A 19,478-nucleotide genomic window follows, 5' to 3' on the forward strand; every position below is an offset into this window, starting at 1 on the left:
ATCATCGCAACTCAAAGACCTTCGGTGAACGTAATTACCGGTATCATAAAGGCAAACTTCCCGGCCAGAGTAGCTTTTAGAGTAACGTCCAAGATCGATTCCAGGACTATTCTGGATAGCCAGGGAGCAGATCAATTAATTGGTCGTGGAGATATGTTGTTTACACAGGGGAATGAACTTAAAAGACTGCAATGTGCATTCGTGGACACTCCAGAGGTAGACAAGATCACCGAATTCATTGGTTCTCAAAAAGCTTACCCTGAAGCTCACCTGCTTCCGGCCTACGAAAGCGACGAAAGTGGCACAGGACTTGATATAGATGTGAGCGAGCGAGACAAGCTATTTCGCGATGCTGCAGAAGTAATCGTAACCGCCCAGCAGGGCTCGGCTTCTTTGCTTCAGCGTAAATTGAAACTTGGGTACAACCGTGCAGGTAGAATAATAGATCAACTGGAAGCTGCAGGCATCGTTGGTCCGTTTGAAGGAAGTAAGGCAAGACAGGTTTTAATTACAGATATGGTAGCACTCGATCAACTATTAAATGAAAAACCAGACTAAAAAAATTAGAATGAAAAGATTAGTATTTATTTTGGCAGCTATACTCAGTTTTGGAGTACAGGCACAGGAAGCATCAAAAGCTCAGAAATTACTAAATGAAGTTTCAGCAAAAGTGAAAAATTATGACAATATGGTCATAGAATTCAAGTATTCACTTGAAAACGAAGCTGAGAATGTGAGCCAGGAAACTCGCGGAGATGTTAGTATAGACGGGGATAGATACCTGTTGAATTTAATGGGAACTACTCAGATGTTCGACGGTAAAAAGATCTATACCATCATTCCGGAAGATGAGGAGATCAACATTTCCAATTATGTTGAGGAAGATAGCAACAGTATCACACCTTCTAAAATGTTCACATTTTATCAAAATGGGTACAACTACAAGATGGACATCACCCAGAATGTAAAAGGCAGAGAGATACAGTATGTAAAACTTACACCAAAAGATAGCAAAGCTGAGATCAAAAACATTCTCCTTGGGATAGATACTCAAACCAAGCATATTTACAATATGATCCAGACCCAGGAAAATGGAACTAAAGTGACGATCACTGTAAAAAGTTTCAAGACAGATCAACCACTTGCAAAAAATCTATTTACCTTTAACGAAGCTAGATACAGCGACTTTTATATCAATAGATTAGACTAAATTGAAGATACTCGACCGGTACATACTTACCAGCTTTTTAAAAACATTTTTCTCGGTCTTTATAATACTGATGTTCATCTTTGTACTCCAAACCATATGGTTGTACATAGGTGAACTTGCTGGTAAAGACCTGGATACTGAAGTAATCCTGAAGTTTTTACTTTACTTCTCACCTAAGCTGGTGCCATTAGTGTTACCGCTCACCATTCTGCTTACTTCCATCATGACTTTCGGTTCTTTTGCTGAAAATTATGAATTTGCCGCCATGAAGTCTTCAGGTATTTCTTTAGGTCGCGCAATGCGTAGTCTTACCGTATTCATAGTTTTGGTAAGTTTGACTGCGTTCTTTTTCGCGAATAATGTGATTCCGGCAGCAGAATTTAAATCGATCAATCTTCGAAAGAATATTGCTCAGTTAAAGCCTGCCATGGCTATTTCTGAAGGAATTTTCAATGATATTGGAACCTTCAATATTAAGGTAGAAGAAAAAAGTGGTGAGAATGATCAGTTTCTTACCGATGTGATTATTCATCAGAAGGAGAAAAGTGGTGGAAATACTACGGTGATCAAAGCGCGAGAAGGCGAACTGGTTGGAAGTACTAATTCTGATGTACTTTCTCTAATTCTGAAGGAAGGAAACTACTACGATGAAGTAACACCTTCAGATTATCAAAAGAGGAAAAGAAAACCATTTACGAAGACCTATTTTGACGAATATATCATCAATATAGATCTTTCGAATTTCAATAATGTAGATCTGGAGGATCAAAACTATAATTCCACTCACGGAATGTTGAAAATTTCAGAATTGAGTGAAAGCATAGATTCATTTTCAGTCAACTACAACACTAAATTGGCTAGCCTTAAATCTAATATGTATGATCGTTCAGGGATCGTTAATGTTCAGAATAATTTAAAGCCGAAGGATACTGTTGTTTCTACTAAAGAAAGCATCCTTTCACATTACAACACTTACGATGCGGCACAAATTTCTAACCTGGCTTTAGGAACTGTAAACAGCGCTATTGCCCATTTGGGAATGCAAAAGCAGGAGTTTAGAAACAATGTAAAGCAAATCAATAAATTCGAGATCGCATTACATGAAAAATATGCTCTTGGAATTGCCTGTATCGTACTATTCTTCGTAGGAGCTCCTCTTGGAGCCATTATTAGGAAAGGTGGAATTGGTTTACCTATCGTAGTTGCGATCCTGCTCTTTCTTACCTATCACTTTATAGGGATTTTCACGAAAAATTCAGCAGAGAATGGAAGTGTTCCTGCTTTTGTGGCTACATGGCTACCTACCTGGATCATGCTCCCGCTTGGTGTTTTCCTAACATACAGAGCTACCACAGATCAGGGATTATTAGCTTTTGACAGCCTTACAGATCCTATAAAAAAACTCTTCAAAAAAGCCGGAGCGATTCGGAACAAAAGTAAATCATAATAAATATCTTTGCAGCCATAAAATTGGAACTATGGCAGAGGTAGAAAACAACCAGTATCAGGTCAAACTAGATACCATTCAAGAAGCTATTGATGATATTCGCGCCGGAAAGGTGATCATTGTAGTCGATGATATTGACCGTGAAAATGAAGGTGATTTTCTTGCCGCTGCAGAAATGGTTACTCCAGAGATGATCAATTTCATGGCTACTCATGGCCGCGGACTCATTTGCGCTCCTTTGACCGAGCAAAAATGTAATGATCTCAAGCTGGAAATGATGGTTGGCAATAATACCGATCCTATGGAAACCGCTTTTACAATTTCGGTTGACCTGAGAGGAAAAGGTGTTACAACGGGTATTTCAGCTTCAGACAGAGCTCAAACCATCAAAAGCCTCATAGATCCTGAAACAAAACCTCAGGATCTTAACAGACCAGGACATATTTTTCCGCTGAAAGCCAAAGAAGGTGGAGTTTTACGTAGAACAGGTCATACCGAAGCAGCGATAGACTTTGCAAGACTTGCCGGTTTCGAACCTGCCGGAGTTATTGTGGAAATCATGAATGAGGATGGAACCATGGCGCGTTTACCTCAGTTGCTGGAAGTCGCTAAAAAGTTTGATCTAAAGATCGTTTCTATTGAAGATCTTGTTGCCTATAGAATGCTGCATGATAGTCTTATCGAGAAAAAGGAAGATTTTGAGCTGGATACAAGATTCGGAAAATTCAGGCTTCGTGCTTACAAACAAACTACCAATTCACAGGTCCATATAGCACTTACCAAGGGTTCATGGAAAACCGATGAAGACATTCTTGTGCGAGTGAATTCTACCATGGTAAACAATGATATTCTGGGAACTCTCACCAATAATGCAGATAAAAAACTGGATGGAATGTTTAAAGCGATCAACGATGAAGGTCGTGGTGCGATCGTTTTTATCAATCCGGCTAACCCATCTCCAAACCTCTTATCCAGGATTACGGAATTAAAAGAAAGTCAGAAGCAAGGAGAAATTAAAGCGCCTCCAGTGAAAATGGACAATAAGGATTTTGGAATTGGAGCACAGATTCTTCATGATCTTGAAATACATAAGATCAGGTTACTATCAAATTCTCAGCAAACTAAAAGAGTAGGCATGATTGGTTACGGTCTGGAGATCAAGGAATACGTAGAGTATTAATCAATTTCAATGATCACCTCATCCAGCGGGCGACGTACTTTTTTTAATTCTGAAAAGAAATCATCCTTAGCACGATAACCAACGGGAAGTACAAGCACCGACTGCAGATTTTTATCTCCAAGTTTAAGGAAATCATCATATTTTTCAGGCTCAAAACCTTCCATGGGACAGGCGTCTATTTCTTCAGTAGCGCATACGGTCAAAAGTGTTCCTAAAGCCAGGTATGCCTGATTACGGGCCCATGCTTCAATTTCTTCGATCGCCTTATTCTTAAAATCATCTACCAAAAAATTGTGAAAAGGCTGTAAAACCTCATCTGGTGTGTCTCTTAAATTCTTGACACGTTGGAAGTATCCTGATATAAACTTCTCATCCACATTTTTTTCAATACAGATCACCAGTACATGAGAAGCGGTACTTACCTGCTGCTGGTTCATTGAGAATTCTGTAAGCTGCTGTTGAGTCGCTTTATTGCTAATTACCAGCATCTTTAATGGTTGTAATCCATATGAAGTGGCAGTAAGATTAAATGCATGTTTTAGGATCTCCATTTTTTCTTCGGAAAGAATCCTGGAATCATCAAACTTTTTGGTAGCGTAACGCCAGTTCAGCGCTTTTAAATTACTCATAATTATGATCTTGAAATGCAAAGGTACACAATGATGAAAAGAACATTTACGTTAGCTATCGATTAATCTGATACATCCAATTATTTATGGCTATCTTCGACCTTATATTCATCCAGAGAAATGAAAAAACTTAAAAAATTCATCTTATTCTCTGTCATTGGAATTGTGCTTATCATCTTTACCATCCTAGGTATTGAAGCCATTTTCTTGAGACACACTTCAGAAGATATTTATTCTGATATTTCTAAAATACCACCTCGAGAGACAGTAATTATCCTTGGTGCAAGTGTCCATTCTGATGGTAAATTATCTCCAATCTTAAAGGATCGAGTAGATACCGCTATTAAATTATATCGTAGTAACAAGGTCAAAAATTTCCATGTAACTGGCGATCATCGAACCGAAGATTATAATGAGATCGCCGCGATGGTCTCTTATCTTCGAGAAAGAGGTATTCCTCGAAACCAAATTACCTCAGATCATGCAGGTCTGGATACCTATGATAGTATGTACAGGGCCGGGAAACTTTTCAATATAGAAAATGCTACTGTGGTCACGCAAAAGTTTCACCTGCCTAGGGCACTTTTTATTTCAGAGAAATTAGGCTTCAATTATTACGGGTTTACAGCAGATCAACGTGCATACCAAACCGAATACAGGCTGAAGCAAAGAGAGAAACTGGCAAATGTCAAGGCTCTCTGGGAAGTTTTGATCAATAAAGAACCCCGAACGATGGAATACAGACTCGATTCTTCTGAAGATTGATCTGAAACTTTTTTAAAGTATATTCGTAGTAACTAACTATAAAACCATAACTATGTTACAATGGATCATCCATATCGTACTGGATGCAGTTGTCCTGCTCATCGCTGCGAAATTCCTAAGTAAAGTTCATCTTAATGGCTTCAAATCTGCACTTATCGTTGCATTGATCATTGGAGTATTAAGCTTTCTATTGAGTTGGTTACTTACCGCCGTACTAAATATTGCTACTCTTGGAATTTTCTACTTCCTTGGACTGGGCTTTATAACAAGAGTGGTCGCCTATGCGATCGTGATAGAGATCGCAGATAAATTAACTTCAGATTTTAAAACTGAAGGTTTTCTACCAAGCTTGTGGTTAGCGATCCTAATCGCAATCGTAGGAGCGATTGTAGATGCCCTGTTATTTTAAAAATATCACCGGGTGAGATGTTTCACCCGGTTTTTTCTTCCCCACCACACTATAAAACCTGTTACAGGTAAGCTCGCGACAAAAATACTCAGAATAAAAGCGATGATCTTCCCGGTCATACCAAAATACTGACCTGTATGAATACCATAACTCATTTCCTGTAGTTTTAAACCAGTACTTTTAGATTCATATGGCTGTTCCTGAAGTAAATCAGCAGTTTGTGGATGAAAATAATAATTAGATTGATGATCGTAATCCAGAGATTGGGTATAGGCACCGGTAACTACGGGATGATGGTCACCTTCTGTCCAGACAAAATACATTTCATGTTCTGGCGCTTTTTCTAGAGTTTCAACAAAAGCTATATCTATAGGCTCCCTTGAAATTCTTGGTTTCTGAACAATATTTTCAATATGATGATCACTTTCTACATCTTGCCCTAGATTTCCCGCAAAATAAAGACCATCTTTTACCCAGTCATACGAAAAGTATAAACCGGTGATGGCTAAAACAATGGCAAGAATATGAAGATAGAATCCACTAATATTGTGCAGGTCATAATTTACTCTTCTCCAACGAGCATTCCACTTTATTTTTAGACTCTTCTTTAAATTCTTAAGCTTCTTAGGCCACCATAGAATGACTCCCGTGATCATCATCAGGATAAAAATCAAAGTTGAAATACCTACTACCTGCCTGCCAATTTCCTCAGGTAGTAGAAGATACATATGTAGTGCCTTTACGATCTCAAAAAAGTCTTTGGTAAAATCCTGGGAATATAGAAACTCACCAGTATAAGGATTTAGATAATAGTAATATGGAGTTTCCTCATATACTCCGTACACCGCAACTGGTCTGTCCTGCCCGGCGTAGAGTACAAAATCATCTGTGGTTCCGGGATATTTCGACTGTACGATTTCTTTAATTTCAGAAGGCGGCAAATATCCACTTTCCTGCTTTTCAACAAACCGGTAGTCATAGATCTCATCCTTAATTTCGTCATGAAATACATAGATACATCCAGTAATTGCGACTATAAATACAATAATACCTGTTAATAGACCTAACCAGAGATGGATTTTGCCAGCCCATTTTCTAAGAGGATCTCGCTTCTGTTTTTTCTTCATAATACTTAAAAAAGGAGATCGCCATTACGGCGATCTCCGGCTAAATCAATTCTAAAATCTGTAAGTAAGTGCTGCGGCGAAATTTCTAGGTGCCTGAGGATTAATAGTTGACCATCCATTAAAATAATCTTCATTCGTAAGATTATTTAATTTCAGGTTGATCGAAAATTTATCCACATCATAGAAAACAGCTGCATTTAGTACTGTGTAAGATGGTAGTGTAAAAACACCAGCCGTGTTGCGATTAAAGATTTTATTATCACTGGCATAGTTACCTCCAAAGCCAAGACCAAATCCTTCAGCCGCACCAGAAGTAAATCTATAACTGGCCCAAAGGTTAGCCAGAGTCTCAGGTCCAGCAGATTCAGGTCTTCTTCCGAGGAAATTATCATTTTCCGAAGCTTCGGTTACTTCACTATCGTTATGACTGAATCCTGCTATAAGGTTGAGTCCATCTACCGGACTAGCAGTTAATCTGGCTTCAAAACCACGACTGTATTGAGTTCCATCCTGATTGACAGTAATGCCATTACCTAATACAATGTTTTCGACCTGGATATCATAGTAACTAAGGGTTGCAAAGAGCTTATCGTTAAAAAAGTTAAGCTTCGTTCCAAATTCAAATTGAGTGGCATGTTCAGGATCAAAAGTTATTCTGTTTGTTTCCCCAGTATCCTGATTAATAACTTCTGAAGGTGCTACGTTACTAAAACCATCCATATAATTGGCAAATATGGAAACCCGATCTAAAATTGGCTGATAAACCACCCCAAATTTAGGGGAAAGTGCCGTCTGGCTATTGCTGTCATTTTCAAACTGGTCTATCCGTAAACTGGCCATGGCCGATAATGCCGGAGTGACATTTAATACATTTGACACATAAGCACTAAAGATATCCTCTTTCACAGTGTTATTATTACGACTTGTGTTCGGTAAAAGACCATCAACTGCCGCTGTAGAAAGAATTCCGCTGTCTAGATTTGTAATATAATTCGCTTGTTCTGAGATACCATAAACGCTCTCGTTCACATTCTGAAGACTCGCATTTCCAATATAAATGTTTCCGTTGCCAACATAACCAGTGCCATTATCAATGGTTTCGCGTTGAAAATAATCCAGGCCACCTACCATTCTGTTTCTCATTCCGAAGATCTCAAAATCACCTATAAAGTTTTGCTGAAGATCTGTAGTAAGGGTCGTGGAATTCTGATTATTCATATACCTTGTAAACACAACTCCTTCATCAAGACCTTCGTAAAATCTGGTGGTTTCATAGAGATATGAATAATAGCCTTCAGATTTTGAACTTCCCCGAGAAATAGCAGTTTGAGAAGTCCAGTTTTCAGATAATTTATAAATCATCTGGCCTTGCAGACTATAAGTTGGATTTTTTAAGGTTAGATCGTTACTGGTGTAGGATCTATTCGAATTGTAATCTAATTCTTCAATATTAGTTGCTATCAAAGGTGCTCCCCTATCTACAAATAGCATCGTAGGATTTGTAGACTCGCCATTATAAAATTCAGTATTGATTAAAAAAGAAAGTCTGTCGCTTACCTGATAACTTAAAGATGGCGCGAAGAAAAAAGATTTCGAAAATCCTGCGTCCTGAAAAGAATTTTGAGTTTGATATGCAGAGTTAATTCGTAGAGCCACATCTCCATCTTCATCTAATGGCGTATTTACATCTGCTGCAACTCTGTTAAGTCCATAGCTACCGAGCGTATAAGTAATATTTCCGCCAAAATAATCGTATGGCTTTTTTGTGGTGATATTGATCAATCCTCCGTATGAAATAAGACTGCTTCCATACAAAGTCCCGGAAGGACCTTTTATAACTTCGATATTTTCAATATTTGCAGGATCTGGACTACCATTGGTAAGAGCTGGTAAGCCATTGACCATAGTTGGCTGCACAGGAAAACCACGAAGTGAATAATATCCTGCACCGTCTCCACCTCTACCTGTAGATTCCCATAATTTAATTATTCCTGAACTATTTTTTAGAGCATCGTCAAAATTCGTAACGATCTGCTCCTCAAGTAATTCTCCAGTTATATTGTCATATACCTGGGGATTTTCTAAATTTTTTAAAGGTAATTTTGAAACGTATGTACTTTTAGCACGATCATATTTATTTGAGTTTCCATTTCCCTGAATGATTACTTCCTCCAATTGTTCTTCATCTGAACTCAAAACTATATCCCGAAGACTCGTCGTTGCACCTGGCTGTACTGTAATTGCAATTTCTTTTGGCTTATATCCAACATATGATATCCTTAAGAGATAATTTCCATCAGGTACGCTTTGGATTAAATAGGCACCTTTTAGATCTGTTTCTGTGCCAATTCCTGTACCCCGAACATCTACATTTGCGGCAGATATTGCCTCCCCTTTTGAGTTAGTAACCTTTCCCTTGATACTTCCAGAATTCTGGGCGAATGCAGCATATCCAAAGAAGATAAATAGTAATAGTAATTTATGATTCATCTGTTTAGTTTTATTTAGACTTAATATAAATAGAGCTGCAAACATACTACCTGACTATGAATTATAAAACCTTATTTAGAACTATTTTAAATAAAAAGTTGTAAATATTTGATTCTGAAACTCTTCAGAATTAATATATTATTGAAGTCCGCCCAGATTGATTGTAGTATTTTTACAGCTTCTAAATTTGCAGACATGATTAAGTTTATAGTAACCGACGTTGATGGCACACTATTAAATGACCAGCATGAGATTCATCCAGATTTCTGGAAAATGGAGGAAGAACTTAGTGCAAAGGGAATACAATTTTCCATTGCCAGCGGCCGACAGTTTTATAATCTGGAAAGCAAATTTGAAAGGATTAAGCATCGCACCATGTTCTTCGCAGAGAATGGCACCTATGTTTCATTCAAGGGTAAAGAGCTCTATGTGAACCCCATAGAAAAGGACGCCGCTATTCATTTTATAGAAATGGGCCGAAAACTGGAAGATACTTACGTTGTTTTGTGCGGAAAAGATTCAGCATACATTGAAACCAGCGATAAGAAATTCATCGATCATATTTCTCAGTTTTATGAACGTTTAAAAGTTGTGGAAGATCTTACGCAAGTTGATGACACCTATTTAAAGGTTACTTACTGCAATTTCAATGGAGTTGAAGATAATACCTATCCACACTTTGAGGGGTATACAGACCGCTTCAAGGTTGCCATCGCTGCAAAGATATTTATCGATATTACTGCTTTAAATGCAAATAAGGGAAATGCTATCAAAGGAATTCAGAAGGAAATGAATTTTACGGAAGAGGAAACTTTGGTATTTGGAGATTATTTGAACGATCTTGAAATGATGAAGGTCTCTGCTCATAGTTACGCTATGAAAAATGCTCATCCTGAAGTTAAAGAGGCCAGCAGGTTCATTACGAGTCATGACAATAATGAGCATGGTGTGCTTAGGACGATCTCAGATCTGGGGCTGGCAAGTTTTAGTTAACCATAAAGTTAGTACGATCTATCCCTGTATTTCCGGTTAAAGGATCGAATGCCTGGATGATTAATTCGTAAGAACCTTGTTCTAAATTAGCACTTCCCATAAAATTACTGGAACCTCCCTCCTGTTCCAATTTTACGTTTTTGGTAGGCATATTCTTACTTTTCAAGATCGCAGCCACTTCATACTGGTTCGCATCCCACAGACCTCCTTTGGTGATAGGGCAACCACACATCATTACAATATTTGCCTGAATTTTAATTTCTGAACTGGAATAAGATTGGTGAGTTTGTGGAGTTACAATATCCACTACGAAGCCTGGTATTTTCAGGATGATTCCTTCACCGATTATGTTTTTTCCAGGAAGCAGCCATAATTGAGTACTTGATTTAACAATAGCCTGTTTCTTGTTCCAGGGTGCATAAGCTTCAATGGTTACGAATCTTGGTTCAGTTATCGGGACCTTAGCATTAAAACCTGCCGTTTCAGCATCGGTAATTCGAATGCCTCTATCCTGAGGTTGCTTCATGATCTTTTGAGTATTACCAGTGCTTCCTTTGGTGATACCTTCTGCCAGAATTTCATTAGTAAGAGCGTCCTTGATCAGGATTTTAGCTCCGCCAATAGAAGAGCCTATAAATTTAGCGTCGCCGGCCTGCGCTCTTACCATAACTTCTACCTCCTGGGCAGAACTAATAGCAGAAATAGAAAATATGAGGACACAAAAAAACCGGTAAAAATTATTGCTATACATAGTAATGATCTTTACCGGCTAATTTAAGAAAACTAAGTTTTATGCATCGGCTAATTCAGCATCCTTTGTTTTCGAAGCAATATTGTGATAGTTCTTTGGATCTTCCTGGTAATCACTAACATATTCCCTGATAGTATTCAATTCATCCTGAGTAAGATCGTTAGCTTTCATATTTTGCTGAAGATCCAACCATGGTTTGTTCGCTGAATGGTCATATTCTCCAAAGACCATAAAAGGGGTGCCGTTGTATTCAATATCTGAATTTTCCAGTTCCCACATGCTAGCCCAATCGAATATATACTTGGCATCATCCATATATAATCTTACACATCCATGGCTCGCTGGATATCCGGGTAATGCATACTGATGAACACCTACACCTTCAAAATTCATAAAATTGAAATAATATGGAAGTATCCAGGAAGCATCAACCGTACTCACTTTTCTTTTTGCCTTATAATTGCCGTAATTAAGTCCTGCCGGAGTTTGTGTTGAACCCTTCCCGGTACTAACCGGTCCCCATTTAACTAATTCGCCATTTTCATAAAGTCCGAATGCCTGTACTCTTTTGTTAATTAATACTGTCTTAGGGATACAATGCAATTCCTGAAGATCTTCAGGAAACGGACTGTAATTGTTAAATTCTTCCGCAGCACATTCTGGAATTACGAGTGGGCGGTTAGGACGTATTTTATTTTTTTCGATACGATTAATGGCTAGAACTGTTTTTAGCTCATCATCGTTATAATTACCTAGCAAACTATCTATGGTCTCACGAGATTTTAGAGAATCGACCGAATATTTTACTTCCTTGCGGAAGATCTTTGCTTCTCTCTTGACAATAGGATTTTTCATACTCAATTCCGGAGATTGCTCCTCCTTGATCGGATCCTGAATTTGTGGATTGGAATTACAGGAGAACAACAAAATTCCGGCTAGTAGACTTAAATAACGAAAAGGTGCGATTGATCTGTTCATTGTAATTGTAGTTAGTTTTGAACAAAAATACATTTGAACACGCGTATCTACTGCTAATCCTGAGTTAAGGCTTTGTTGGCTTTATGATAATTAACCTATTTTAAGAGTAAATCTGCGATGGTAATCCTAATATTTTAAGAATTAGAGCATTTTTCAAAGTGTCTGGAAAAGTTTCAATTAATATTAGTCTGGTTATTTATTCATCGTAATATTGCAATATAATTATATCGAATGGGAGTTACGAAGACCGATCTATTTTCTAAAGAACAGAATGAACTTGCGTGTTACGCCAAAGTACTGGCTCATCCTGCAAGAATTGCCATTCTTCAATTTCTTCTGAAATCTGATAGATGTATCAACGGAGACCTGGTCAACGAACTTGGTCTTGCGCAGGCTACGATCAGTCAGCACTTACGTGAGTTGAAAAATGCCAAAATTATCAAGGGATCCATTGAAGGAGTGTCTGTTAGTTATTGTATTGATACGACCAACTGGTATAAAATTCAGCAATTACTGAATGTATTATTTGATGGTTTAAAAACACCCGAACCGAAGGATTGCTGCTAAAAAAATTTAAATATTAACATCGTAATATTACGATAAATCGAATACTATGCTTTTATCAGAATTTAAAAAAGAACTCAAGAACTTAAGCCGACTTTATTTTGAACTACCAGGCGGTGAGCTTGTACCTTCTCATTTTCACGTAACTGAAGTTGGAAGTATACGTAAAAATTTTATTGATTGTGGGGGTGTACTACGAAATGAGCGTAAGGTTTCTTTTCAGCTTTGGGAAGCCGATGACTACGATCACCAATTGCATCCGGAGAAATTAATGCAGATCATTTCCATTGCTGACGACAAACTCAACCTTCGGGATGCTGAAATTGAAGTGGAGTACCAGGGACAAAGTATCAATAAATATCATCTTGATTTTGACGGAGAAAAATTCCTTCTTTTGAATACGAAAACTGACTGCCTGGCAAAAGATAATTGTGGTGTTCCAGCATCCAAACCCAAAGTAAAATTAGCAAACGTCTCAGAGCAACAATGTTCTCCAAATTCAGGTTGCTGTTAACCACTTGTTATGAAAAACATATATCCAGAACTTAGTTCAAAGATCAAGGAACTTGAAAAATTATCAATTTCCGAAGAGCGAAAAAAGGTGCTTCAACCTTTAGTGGAATTCATCTCTAAAGAAATCGATTCAGAAGATACACTGCAACTCAATTTTATCTGCACACATAATTCCCGACGAAGTCAGCTGGCACAAGCCTGGGCTATGGCTGCATCAGATTATTATAACGTTCCAGCCAGGTGTTTTTCTGGTGGAACGGAAGCTACGGCTTTCTTTCCGCAAGCCATAGTAACTTTGAGTGATTCTGGTTTTGGAATTGATGAAAAACCTGGTGATAATCCTCAAATCACGGTAGATACTGGTGCAAGTTCAAAAACTTTTTATTCAAAAATATTTGACGTTGAACAAAACCCAACGAAAAACTTCGCTGCGGTAATGACCTGTAGTCATGCAGATGAGAATTGCCCGTTCATAGTTGGCGCAGAATCAAGAATACCCTTGAATTACGAAGATCCCAAGAGCTTTGATGATACGCCAGAAATGGCAGAAAAATACATGGAACGAAGTGACCAGATAGGTTCTGAAATGTTATACGCCTTTCAAAAAGCAATATCCAATGGCTAAAAAACTGAACTTTCTTGATAAAAATCTAACGCTATGGATCTTTCTTGCTATGGCCGTTGGTGTGATCCTGGGCAACATCATCCCGGCAATTCCAGAGCAGATTAATGCAATGAGCTCCGGGTCTACAAACTGGCTGCTGGCCGTTGGACTCATCCTTATGATGTACCCTCCACTAGCGAAAGTAAAATACAGACTCCTGCCCGAAGTATTTAAAAATGTCAAAATTCTCACACTGTCTCTGATACTTAACTGGATCATCGGGCCCTTTTTGATGTTTTTCCTGGCCATTACATTTTTGCATGACCATCCCGAATATATGATCGGACTTATATTAATTGGACTCGCCAGATGTATTGCGATGGTATTGGTGTGGAATGACCTCGCTGAAGGTAGTAGCGAATATGGAGCAGCCCTGGTAGCACTAAATAGTATTTTCCAGGTTTTCGCCTACAGTTTTTATGCATGGGTCTTTATTACCTGGCTACCTCCCTTCTTCGGATTCGGTTCTGCTATCGTAGATATTTCTATTGAAAGTATTGCGGAAAGTGTACTAATTTACCTTGGTATCCCATTCGTGTTGGGTGTTTCAAGCCGAATTATCCTGGTGCGTCTAAAAGGGGAAGCCTGGTATGAAAACAGTTTTATCCCGGCAATTTCACCCATCACTTTAATTGCTTTGCTATTTACCATCGTTTTGATGTTTTCGCTGAAGGGTAGTTTGATTGTTGAAATTCCATTTGATGTTTTACTAATCTCGGTTCCGCTTCTTATTTATTTCTGCCTTATGTTTTTAATTAGCTTTTTCGCAAGTAAATTGCTTGGAGCCAGCTACGAACGGAATGCCTCTGTTGCATTTACTGCAGCTGGAAATAATTTTGAACTGGCCATTGCAGTTGCCATTGCAGTATTCGGTTTGAATAGCGGTCAGGCGTTTGCAGGTGTGATTGGTCCGCTAGTAGAAGTGCCAGCCTTAATATTACTGGTACGGGTTTCGTTCTGGTTAAAGAGGAGATTTTACAAGGATACCGTAGTTGAGCATGCCTGAAGATCTTGAAATCTGATGGGTGTTGCTCTTCGGAAAATAACATATCAAATCGATAGAATTTACCAATTTTATAACGCTTCTAGCTGAAATAATACGGGTTAAAAACTTTAGTTTTATTTTATTTAGCTGAAAGCAATATGAAGAAAGTTTTGATCATTTTACTGGGAGTAGTAATCATCCTCATCGGCTCGATCTACTTGTCTGTTTCCGGAACCCAGAAAACTTTTGAGACCTGCTATATATCCAATTTTGAAGAGCTTCAAAGAACAAATTTCAGAAACCATGATTCGGTTCTAATTGCTCCAAGCACTTTATATACATCTAATTTTCTAAAAGATTTAGTGCAGGGAAGTAACTATCGGGATGCCTGGTCTGAAAAAGTGAAATTTCCAATTGTATTTCTGGACACCCTATACGGTGGTATGGAAATCATTAAAGAAGGTGGAGGTAAACAAACGCATTCCTTAAAATTACGCGCGAAGAATGATATCATTTACACCTTGCGCAGTGTAACTAAAGACCCGGGAAAGCTTATACCTGAAATTGCAGAAGATCTTGGCCTTGAAAATATTATTGTAGATGGCATATCTGCCCAACACCCCTATGCGGCGATCCTTGCAGCTGAGTTAGCTCAGGAGCTTGACATTCTGCATACACATCCCAGAATGGTCTTTATTCCGAAGCAAGATGCTCTGGGTGATTTTAATGAAAAATTTGGCAACCGGCTATTCCTTCTGGAATACGAAACCGAAAGCAAGACTAATTGGACTTCATTAAAAAATGTCTCAGAAATTATTGAAACCAAAGACCTTCAGAAATTAAAATTCGAAACCAAAACAAAGATTTCAGTAGATCAAGAGGCCCTGATAAAAGTAAGATTATTCGATTTGCTTATAGGTGACTGGGATCGTCACGCTGAGCAGTGGGGCTGGGTAATTCAGAAATCTGACAGGGGAAATGTAGCAATACCGGTTGCCGGCGATAGAGACAATGCATTTTTTAATATTTCTGGCTTGATTCCATCCATCATTACGAACAAAAATATTGAGCCTCTGGTTCGACCATTTGAGAAAGAGATCGATCATATGCCAGGTCTGGTTTATCCTTTCGATCGCTATTTTCTCTTTAATACTTCGGAAGAAATGTTCATTGCACGAGCAGGCGAACTTCAGAAAAGTTTGAGTGATGAAAAGATTGCTAAAGCTTTTGAAGACTGGCCAGAAAAAATACGAAAGCTCAACGAAAAAGAAATCACCGAAAAACTAAAAAGCCGCAGGAATAAGCTACAGGAATATGCTGCGCAATTCTTTCAGCAAATACAAGAACAGGGGAAACTGAGCGATGCTTTAAAAGGATCTGAAGATCTTGAACTAAGTTCTTCCCAACTTGCCTGCTTTGATTGTGATCTTGAAAATTAGATCTTAAAATGTATTTTTGATTTACATTAATACGTCATTCATTGAAAAATCTCTTTTCCATCATTTTATTATGCCTCTTCTGCCCTGCGCTACTAATGGCCCAGAGTACACTTTCTAAAAATGTAAAAACATTTGAGATTGAGGCACCTCAATTAAATAGCCACAAAAAGATATGGATCTATCTTCCTGCAAATTATGAATTGGATGAGCAGAAATACCCAGTCATATATATGCACGATGCCCAGAATGTCTTTGACGATTCTACCGCTTATGCTGGTGAATGGAATGTCGATGAATTCCTGGACGAAACTAATTTGGAAAAAGCCATCATTGTAGCCATCGAACATGGTGGGGATGAAAGGATTACAGAACTTACTCCCTATTCAAACGAAAAATATGGTGGTGGAAATGGAAAAAAATATGTTGATTTTATAAGGTCCACACTTAAACCGCATATAGATGCCAGCTATCGTACACTTGAAGACCAGGCGAATACAGGGATTTTTGGTTCATCTTTGGGCGCCCTAATTAGCTTCTATGCGGCATTTGAATACCCTGAAGTCTTCAGTAAAATAGGAGTTTTCTCTCCCAGTTTCTGGTTTAGTGAACAGATCTATGAAAAAGTAAAAAATTCAGAAATAGCAAATAATCAGAAGTTTTATATACTTGCAGGGAAAAGAGAGTCAGATTCCATGGTTGAGGAAGTGAATAACATGAAAGACCTTCTAATTTCAGAAGGCCTGCAACCTCAAAATATGATCGTAAAGTTCGTTGAAGACGGAGAACACAACGAGAAATTGTGGAGAGAGAATTTCGGAGAAGCCTATAAATGGTTGATCGAACCAATTAATAAATAATGAAAAAAGTTAATATTCAGGAAAAATTAAACCAGTTTCAGGATCACTGGAATCCGAGAATCGTTGGAGAATTGAATGGACAGCAGGTAAAACTAGCTAAGCTAAAAGGTGAGTTTATCTGGCATACCCATGATGAAGAAGATGAATTATTCTGGGTCATTTCAGGAATGCTAACGATCGAATTTCGGGATAGCTCTGTTACTCTCAATCCTGGTGAGTTCATTATCGTCCCAAAGGGCATTGAGCATAAGCCCATTGCTGCGAATGAAGTTCAGGTAATGTTATTTGAACCGGCAGCGACGAAACATACCGGGAATGAAAAACACGAACTTACCAATAACAATCAGGAACATCTATAGTTTTAAACAACTTCATATTTCAAGATTCATTTTTCGTATATTAGTCTGATAACCAGCTTAATGTCAAACTAATTCTCGCAAAAAATGAAATCGAACAGTTTCCTTATTATTTTTCTTGCCGCCATACTAAATGTAAATGCTCAGCAAGAACCTACAGAGTACAGTATTGAGCAATTCTATGAAAACACTCGTGTTTCGGGTGGTAGTTTCTCTCCAGATGAATCCAGAATGCTGATAAGCAGTGATGAGTCGGGCATATTTAATCTATATGAAATAGATATTTCAGATGGTAGCAAAACCGCTGTTACAAATTCTGAAAACGAATCTTTATTTGCGGTGGATTATGTACCAGGCTCAGGCGACATATTATATTCCGCAGACAAAGGAGGGAATGAAATTAACCATTTATACCTGTTAAAACCGGATGGAACCTCTAAGGACCTGACTCCGGGAGAAAATGAAAAGGCCGAGTTCGGTGGCTGGAACGATACTAATTCTGCCATGTATTATCTTTCAAACAAGCGAGACGCGCAATTTTTTGACGTATATACCATGGAAATTGGTAGTTGGGAACCAAAAATGCTCTATAAGAATGAGAAAGGTTATATGGTTTCTGATATATCAGCTTCAGGAAAATACCTTGTATTATCCAATGAGATCACAACCAGCGAAAATCAACTATTCTTACTAAACACAGCGACTGAGGAACTAACTGAAATATCTAAACCGGGATTTTATTATAGTGGTACAGGTTTTAACAAAGATGAGACAGAGCTCTACTATACAACCAATCACGGCGGTGAATTTAGCCGATTGATGGCATATGATATTGATACCAGGAAGTCTGATGTAATTTACGAAACGAACTGGGATGTAATGTATAGCAGTTTGAGTGAGAATGACACTTATAGAGTGATCGCCATTAACGAAGACGGGGCAAATAAATTACTATTGTGGGAAAATGCCAGCCAGACTCCGTTGGAATTACCTGCAATCCAGGATGGTAATATAGTGGCTGCTAATTTTTCTGATAGTGAAGAGCTTTTAAGACTTACGGTTGGAACTTCTAAAACCCCAAATAATATTTACGTTTACAATATTCAGACAAAGGAGATTAAAAAATTAACCAGCACTCTAAATCCGGAAATAGATCCAGACGACCTGGTTTCGGCTGAGGTGGTAAGATATAAGTCCTTTGATGGTTTAGAAATACCAGCGATTTATTACAAACCTCTCAATGCAACTGCAGATAATAAAAAACCGGCCCTGGTATGGGTACATGGTGGACCCGGTGGTCAATCCCGTGTAGGGTATTTTGCTCTTTTGCAGTATTTAGTGAATCATGGATACGCTGTCCTCGCTGTGAATAACCGGGGTAGTAGTGGTTATGGAGCTAGCTTTTATAAGATGGACGACAAAAATCATGGAGAAAAAGATCTTCAGGATGTGATCTATGGAAAAAAATGGCTGGCATCCCAGGATTATATAAATGAAGACCAGATTGGAATCATTGGTGGTAGTTACGGAGGTTATATGACCATGGCTGCGATGACCTTCGAGCCTGACGAGTTTGAAGTGGGTGTAAACATTTTTGGGGTCACCAACTGGTTGAGAACATTAAAATCTATTCCGCCTTATTGGGAATCCTTTAGAAAAGCACTTTATGATGAATTAGGCGATCCTACTACAAAAGATTCGATAAGACTCAAAAAGATTTCTCCTTTGTTCCATGCTGAAAATGTAAGGAACCCGATCATGGTTTTACAGGGCGCTAATGACCCAAGAGTACTGCAGGTTGAATCTGATGAGATCGTGGAGGCAGTAAAAGCAAACGATGTTCCTGTGGAATATATGGTCTTCCCAGATGAAGGTCACGGTTTCATTAAGAAAGAAAATGAGATCAAAGGCTACCGGCAAATCCTTGCATTTCTGGACAAGTATTTAAAAGACGAGGATGTAACAATGCCAGATAATGTATTAAAAGATTAATTTAGCTACTTAGCTAAATGCAATGAAACAGGTGATATCCAGTAAGAAAACAACTCATTCTTGAAAGTACCTTCCCGGATATTACCTGTTATCGTATTTGCCCAATTTTGCTGTACGTCCTTATGGTTC

The 19,478-nt window shown here is 38.3% G+C and carries 20 protein-coding genes; 15 read left to right on the forward strand and 5 right to left on the reverse strand.

What is annotated here, in order from left to right; all coding sequences use genetic code 11:
* The 4 genes from ACNKXS_RS08115 to ribB all read left to right on the forward strand — a co-directional run.
* On the forward strand, positions 1-558 hold a 558-nt coding region (locus ACNKXS_RS08115), incomplete at its 5' end, for a DNA translocase FtsK (RefSeq protein WP_417920445.1).
* Between the two features lie 10 nt (positions 559-568).
* Entirely contained in the window at positions 569-1,210 is a 642-nt protein-coding gene (lolA1, locus tag ACNKXS_RS08120) for an outer membrane lipoprotein periplasmic chaperone LolA1 (protein ID WP_417920446.1), read from the forward strand.
* A gap of 1 nt (position 1,211) precedes the next feature.
* Positions 1,212-2,657 (forward strand): LptF/LptG family permease, encoded by a 1,446-nt coding sequence (locus ACNKXS_RS08125; protein WP_417920447.1) that lies wholly within the window; start codon positions 1,212-1,214, stop codon positions 2,655-2,657.
* A gap of 31 nt (positions 2,658-2,688) precedes the next feature.
* On the forward strand, positions 2,689-3,837 hold the full coding sequence (ribB, locus tag ACNKXS_RS08130) for a 3,4-dihydroxy-2-butanone-4-phosphate synthase (protein ID WP_417920448.1): 1,149 nt from the start codon (positions 2,689-2,691) through the stop codon (positions 3,835-3,837).
* On the opposite strand, the gene ACNKXS_RS08135 is transcribed toward ribB, so the two are convergent.
* A complete protein-coding gene (locus ACNKXS_RS08135) occupies positions 3,834-4,466 on the reverse strand; it encodes an NAD(P)H-dependent oxidoreductase (protein ID WP_417920449.1) in 633 nt (210 codons plus the stop codon). The genes ribB and ACNKXS_RS08135 overlap by 4 nt on opposite strands.
* A gap of 120 nt (positions 4,467-4,586) precedes the next feature.
* Here ACNKXS_RS08135 and ACNKXS_RS08140 point away from each other — a divergent pair, with 120 nt between their 5' ends.
* Positions 4,587-5,231 (forward strand): SanA/YdcF family protein, encoded by a 645-nt coding sequence (locus ACNKXS_RS08140; RefSeq protein ID WP_417920450.1) that lies wholly within the window; start codon positions 4,587-4,589, stop codon positions 5,229-5,231.
* A 52-nt stretch (positions 5,232-5,283) separates the two neighbouring features.
* Positions 5,284-5,640 (forward strand): phage holin family protein, encoded by a 357-nt coding sequence (locus tag ACNKXS_RS08145; RefSeq protein WP_141877250.1) that lies wholly within the window; start codon positions 5,284-5,286, stop codon positions 5,638-5,640.
* 5 nt (positions 5,641-5,645) lie between these two features.
* On the opposite strand, the gene ACNKXS_RS08150 is transcribed toward ACNKXS_RS08145, so the two are convergent.
* The gene (locus ACNKXS_RS08150) at positions 5,646-6,767 is read right to left on the reverse strand and encodes a PepSY-associated TM helix domain-containing protein (RefSeq protein ID WP_417920451.1); all 1,122 of its coding nucleotides are present in this window, start codon (positions 6,765-6,767) and stop codon (positions 5,646-5,648) included.
* 51 nt (positions 6,768-6,818) lie between these two features.
* Entirely contained in the window at positions 6,819-9,257 is a 2,439-nt protein-coding gene (locus ACNKXS_RS08155) for a TonB-dependent siderophore receptor (protein WP_417920452.1), read from the reverse strand.
* Positions 9,258-9,452: 195 nt separating this feature from the next.
* Here ACNKXS_RS08155 and ACNKXS_RS08160 point away from each other — a divergent pair, with 195 nt between their 5' ends.
* Positions 9,453-10,250, forward strand: a complete 798-nt coding sequence (locus ACNKXS_RS08160; protein ID WP_417920453.1) for an HAD family hydrolase — start codon at positions 9,453-9,455, stop codon at positions 10,248-10,250.
* On the opposite strand, the gene ACNKXS_RS08165 is transcribed toward ACNKXS_RS08160, so the two are convergent.
* Both ACNKXS_RS08165 and ACNKXS_RS08170 read right to left on the reverse strand, forming a co-directional pair.
* Positions 10,243-11,001 (reverse strand): hypothetical protein, encoded by a 759-nt coding sequence (locus ACNKXS_RS08165; protein ID WP_417920454.1) that lies wholly within the window; start codon positions 10,999-11,001, stop codon positions 10,243-10,245. The two genes, ACNKXS_RS08160 and ACNKXS_RS08165, sit on opposite strands and share 8 nt — an antisense overlap.
* Before the next feature lie 39 nt (positions 11,002-11,040).
* The gene (locus tag ACNKXS_RS08170) at positions 11,041-11,979 is read right to left on the reverse strand and encodes a L,D-transpeptidase (protein ID WP_417920455.1); all 939 of its coding nucleotides are present in this window, start codon (positions 11,977-11,979) and stop codon (positions 11,041-11,043) included.
* A 231-nt stretch (positions 11,980-12,210) separates the two neighbouring features.
* Between ACNKXS_RS08170 and ACNKXS_RS08175 the strand changes: the two genes are divergently transcribed.
* The 8 genes from ACNKXS_RS08175 to ACNKXS_RS08210 all read left to right on the forward strand — a co-directional run bounded on the left by ACNKXS_RS08175 (position 12,211) and on the right by ACNKXS_RS08210 (position 19,349).
* Positions 12,211-12,546, forward strand: a complete 336-nt coding sequence (locus tag ACNKXS_RS08175; protein ID WP_417920456.1) for an ArsR/SmtB family transcription factor — start codon at positions 12,211-12,213, stop codon at positions 12,544-12,546.
* A gap of 46 nt (positions 12,547-12,592) precedes the next feature.
* Positions 12,593-13,057 (forward strand): DUF6428 family protein, encoded by a 465-nt coding sequence (locus ACNKXS_RS08180; RefSeq protein ID WP_417920457.1) that lies wholly within the window; start codon positions 12,593-12,595, stop codon positions 13,055-13,057.
* A gap of 9 nt (positions 13,058-13,066) precedes the next feature.
* On the forward strand, positions 13,067-13,681 hold the full coding sequence (locus ACNKXS_RS08185) for a low molecular weight phosphatase family protein (protein WP_417920458.1): 615 nt from the start codon (positions 13,067-13,069) through the stop codon (positions 13,679-13,681).
* Positions 13,674-14,726, forward strand: a complete 1,053-nt coding sequence (gene arsB / locus ACNKXS_RS08190; RefSeq protein ID WP_417920459.1) for an ACR3 family arsenite efflux transporter — start codon at positions 13,674-13,676, stop codon at positions 14,724-14,726. The genes ACNKXS_RS08185 and arsB overlap by 8 nt, the downstream gene beginning before the upstream one ends.
* Positions 14,727-14,863: 137 nt before the next feature.
* A complete protein-coding gene (locus ACNKXS_RS08195) occupies positions 14,864-16,144 on the forward strand; it encodes a hypothetical protein (RefSeq protein ID WP_417920460.1) in 1,281 nt (426 codons plus the stop codon).
* Between the two features lie 41 nt (positions 16,145-16,185).
* The gene (locus ACNKXS_RS08200) at positions 16,186-17,001 is read left to right on the forward strand and encodes an alpha/beta hydrolase (RefSeq protein ID WP_417920461.1); all 816 of its coding nucleotides are present in this window, start codon (positions 16,186-16,188) and stop codon (positions 16,999-17,001) included.
* On the forward strand, positions 17,001-17,360 hold the full coding sequence (locus ACNKXS_RS08205) for a cupin domain-containing protein (protein ID WP_417920462.1): 360 nt from the start codon (positions 17,001-17,003) through the stop codon (positions 17,358-17,360). The genes ACNKXS_RS08200 and ACNKXS_RS08205 overlap by 1 nt, the downstream gene beginning before the upstream one ends.
* A gap of 84 nt (positions 17,361-17,444) precedes the next feature.
* Positions 17,445-19,349 carry a S9 family peptidase gene (locus ACNKXS_RS08210; RefSeq protein ID WP_417920463.1) on the forward strand — a complete coding sequence of 635 codons (1,905 nt, stop codon included), beginning with the start codon at positions 17,445-17,447 and terminating at the stop codon, positions 19,347-19,349.
* The last annotated feature ends 129 nt before the right edge of the window (positions 19,350-19,478 follow it).

The sequence above is a fragment of the Christiangramia marina genome (genome assembly GCF_048285865.1).
In the GTDB taxonomy this organism is placed as follows: domain Bacteria; phylum Bacteroidota; class Bacteroidia; order Flavobacteriales; family Flavobacteriaceae; genus Christiangramia; species Christiangramia marina.

What these genes read in the sequence shown, in the direction of transcription:
- lolA1 (WP_417920446.1), top strand. Translation starts at nt 569, where the DNA reads ATGAAAAGATTAGTATTTATTTTGGCAGCTATACTCAGTTTTGGAGTA.
- ACNKXS_RS08135 (WP_417920449.1), bottom strand. Translation starts at nt 4,466, where the DNA reads ATGAGTAATTTAAAAGCGCTGAACTGGCGTTACGCTACCAAAAAGTTT.
- ACNKXS_RS08180 (WP_417920457.1), top strand. Translation starts at nt 12,593, where the DNA reads ATGCTTTTATCAGAATTTAAAAAAGAACTCAAGAACTTAAGCCGACTT.
- ACNKXS_RS08145 (WP_141877250.1), top strand. Translation starts at nt 5,284, where the DNA reads ATGTTACAATGGATCATCCATATCGTACTGGATGCAGTTGTCCTGCTC.
- ACNKXS_RS08165 (WP_417920454.1), bottom strand. Translation starts at nt 11,001, where the DNA reads ATGTATAGCAATAATTTTTACCGGTTTTTTTGTGTCCTCATATTTTCT.
- ACNKXS_RS08150 (WP_417920451.1), bottom strand. Translation starts at nt 6,767, where the DNA reads ATGAAGAAAAAACAGAAGCGAGATCCTCTTAGAAAATGGGCTGGCAAA.
- ACNKXS_RS08140 (WP_417920450.1), top strand. Translation starts at nt 4,587, where the DNA reads ATGAAAAAACTTAAAAAATTCATCTTATTCTCTGTCATTGGAATTGTG.
- ACNKXS_RS08160 (WP_417920453.1), top strand. Translation starts at nt 9,453, where the DNA reads ATGATTAAGTTTATAGTAACCGACGTTGATGGCACACTATTAAATGAC.
- ACNKXS_RS08205 (WP_417920462.1), top strand. Translation starts at nt 17,001, where the DNA reads ATGAAAAAAGTTAATATTCAGGAAAAATTAAACCAGTTTCAGGATCAC.
- arsB (WP_417920459.1), top strand. Translation starts at nt 13,674, where the DNA reads ATGGCTAAAAAACTGAACTTTCTTGATAAAAATCTAACGCTATGGATC.
- ACNKXS_RS08155 (WP_417920452.1), bottom strand. Translation starts at nt 9,257, where the DNA reads ATGAATCATAAATTACTATTACTATTTATCTTCTTTGGATATGCTGCA.
- ACNKXS_RS08185 (WP_417920458.1), top strand. Translation starts at nt 13,067, where the DNA reads ATGAAAAACATATATCCAGAACTTAGTTCAAAGATCAAGGAACTTGAA.
- ACNKXS_RS08195 (WP_417920460.1), top strand. Translation starts at nt 14,864, where the DNA reads ATGAAGAAAGTTTTGATCATTTTACTGGGAGTAGTAATCATCCTCATC.
- ACNKXS_RS08210 (WP_417920463.1), top strand. Translation starts at nt 17,445, where the DNA reads ATGAAATCGAACAGTTTCCTTATTATTTTTCTTGCCGCCATACTAAAT.
- ribB (WP_417920448.1), top strand. Translation starts at nt 2,689, where the DNA reads ATGGCAGAGGTAGAAAACAACCAGTATCAGGTCAAACTAGATACCATT.
- ACNKXS_RS08170 (WP_417920455.1), bottom strand. Translation starts at nt 11,979, where the DNA reads ATGAACAGATCAATCGCACCTTTTCGTTATTTAAGTCTACTAGCCGGA.
- ACNKXS_RS08175 (WP_417920456.1), top strand. Translation starts at nt 12,211, where the DNA reads ATGGGAGTTACGAAGACCGATCTATTTTCTAAAGAACAGAATGAACTT.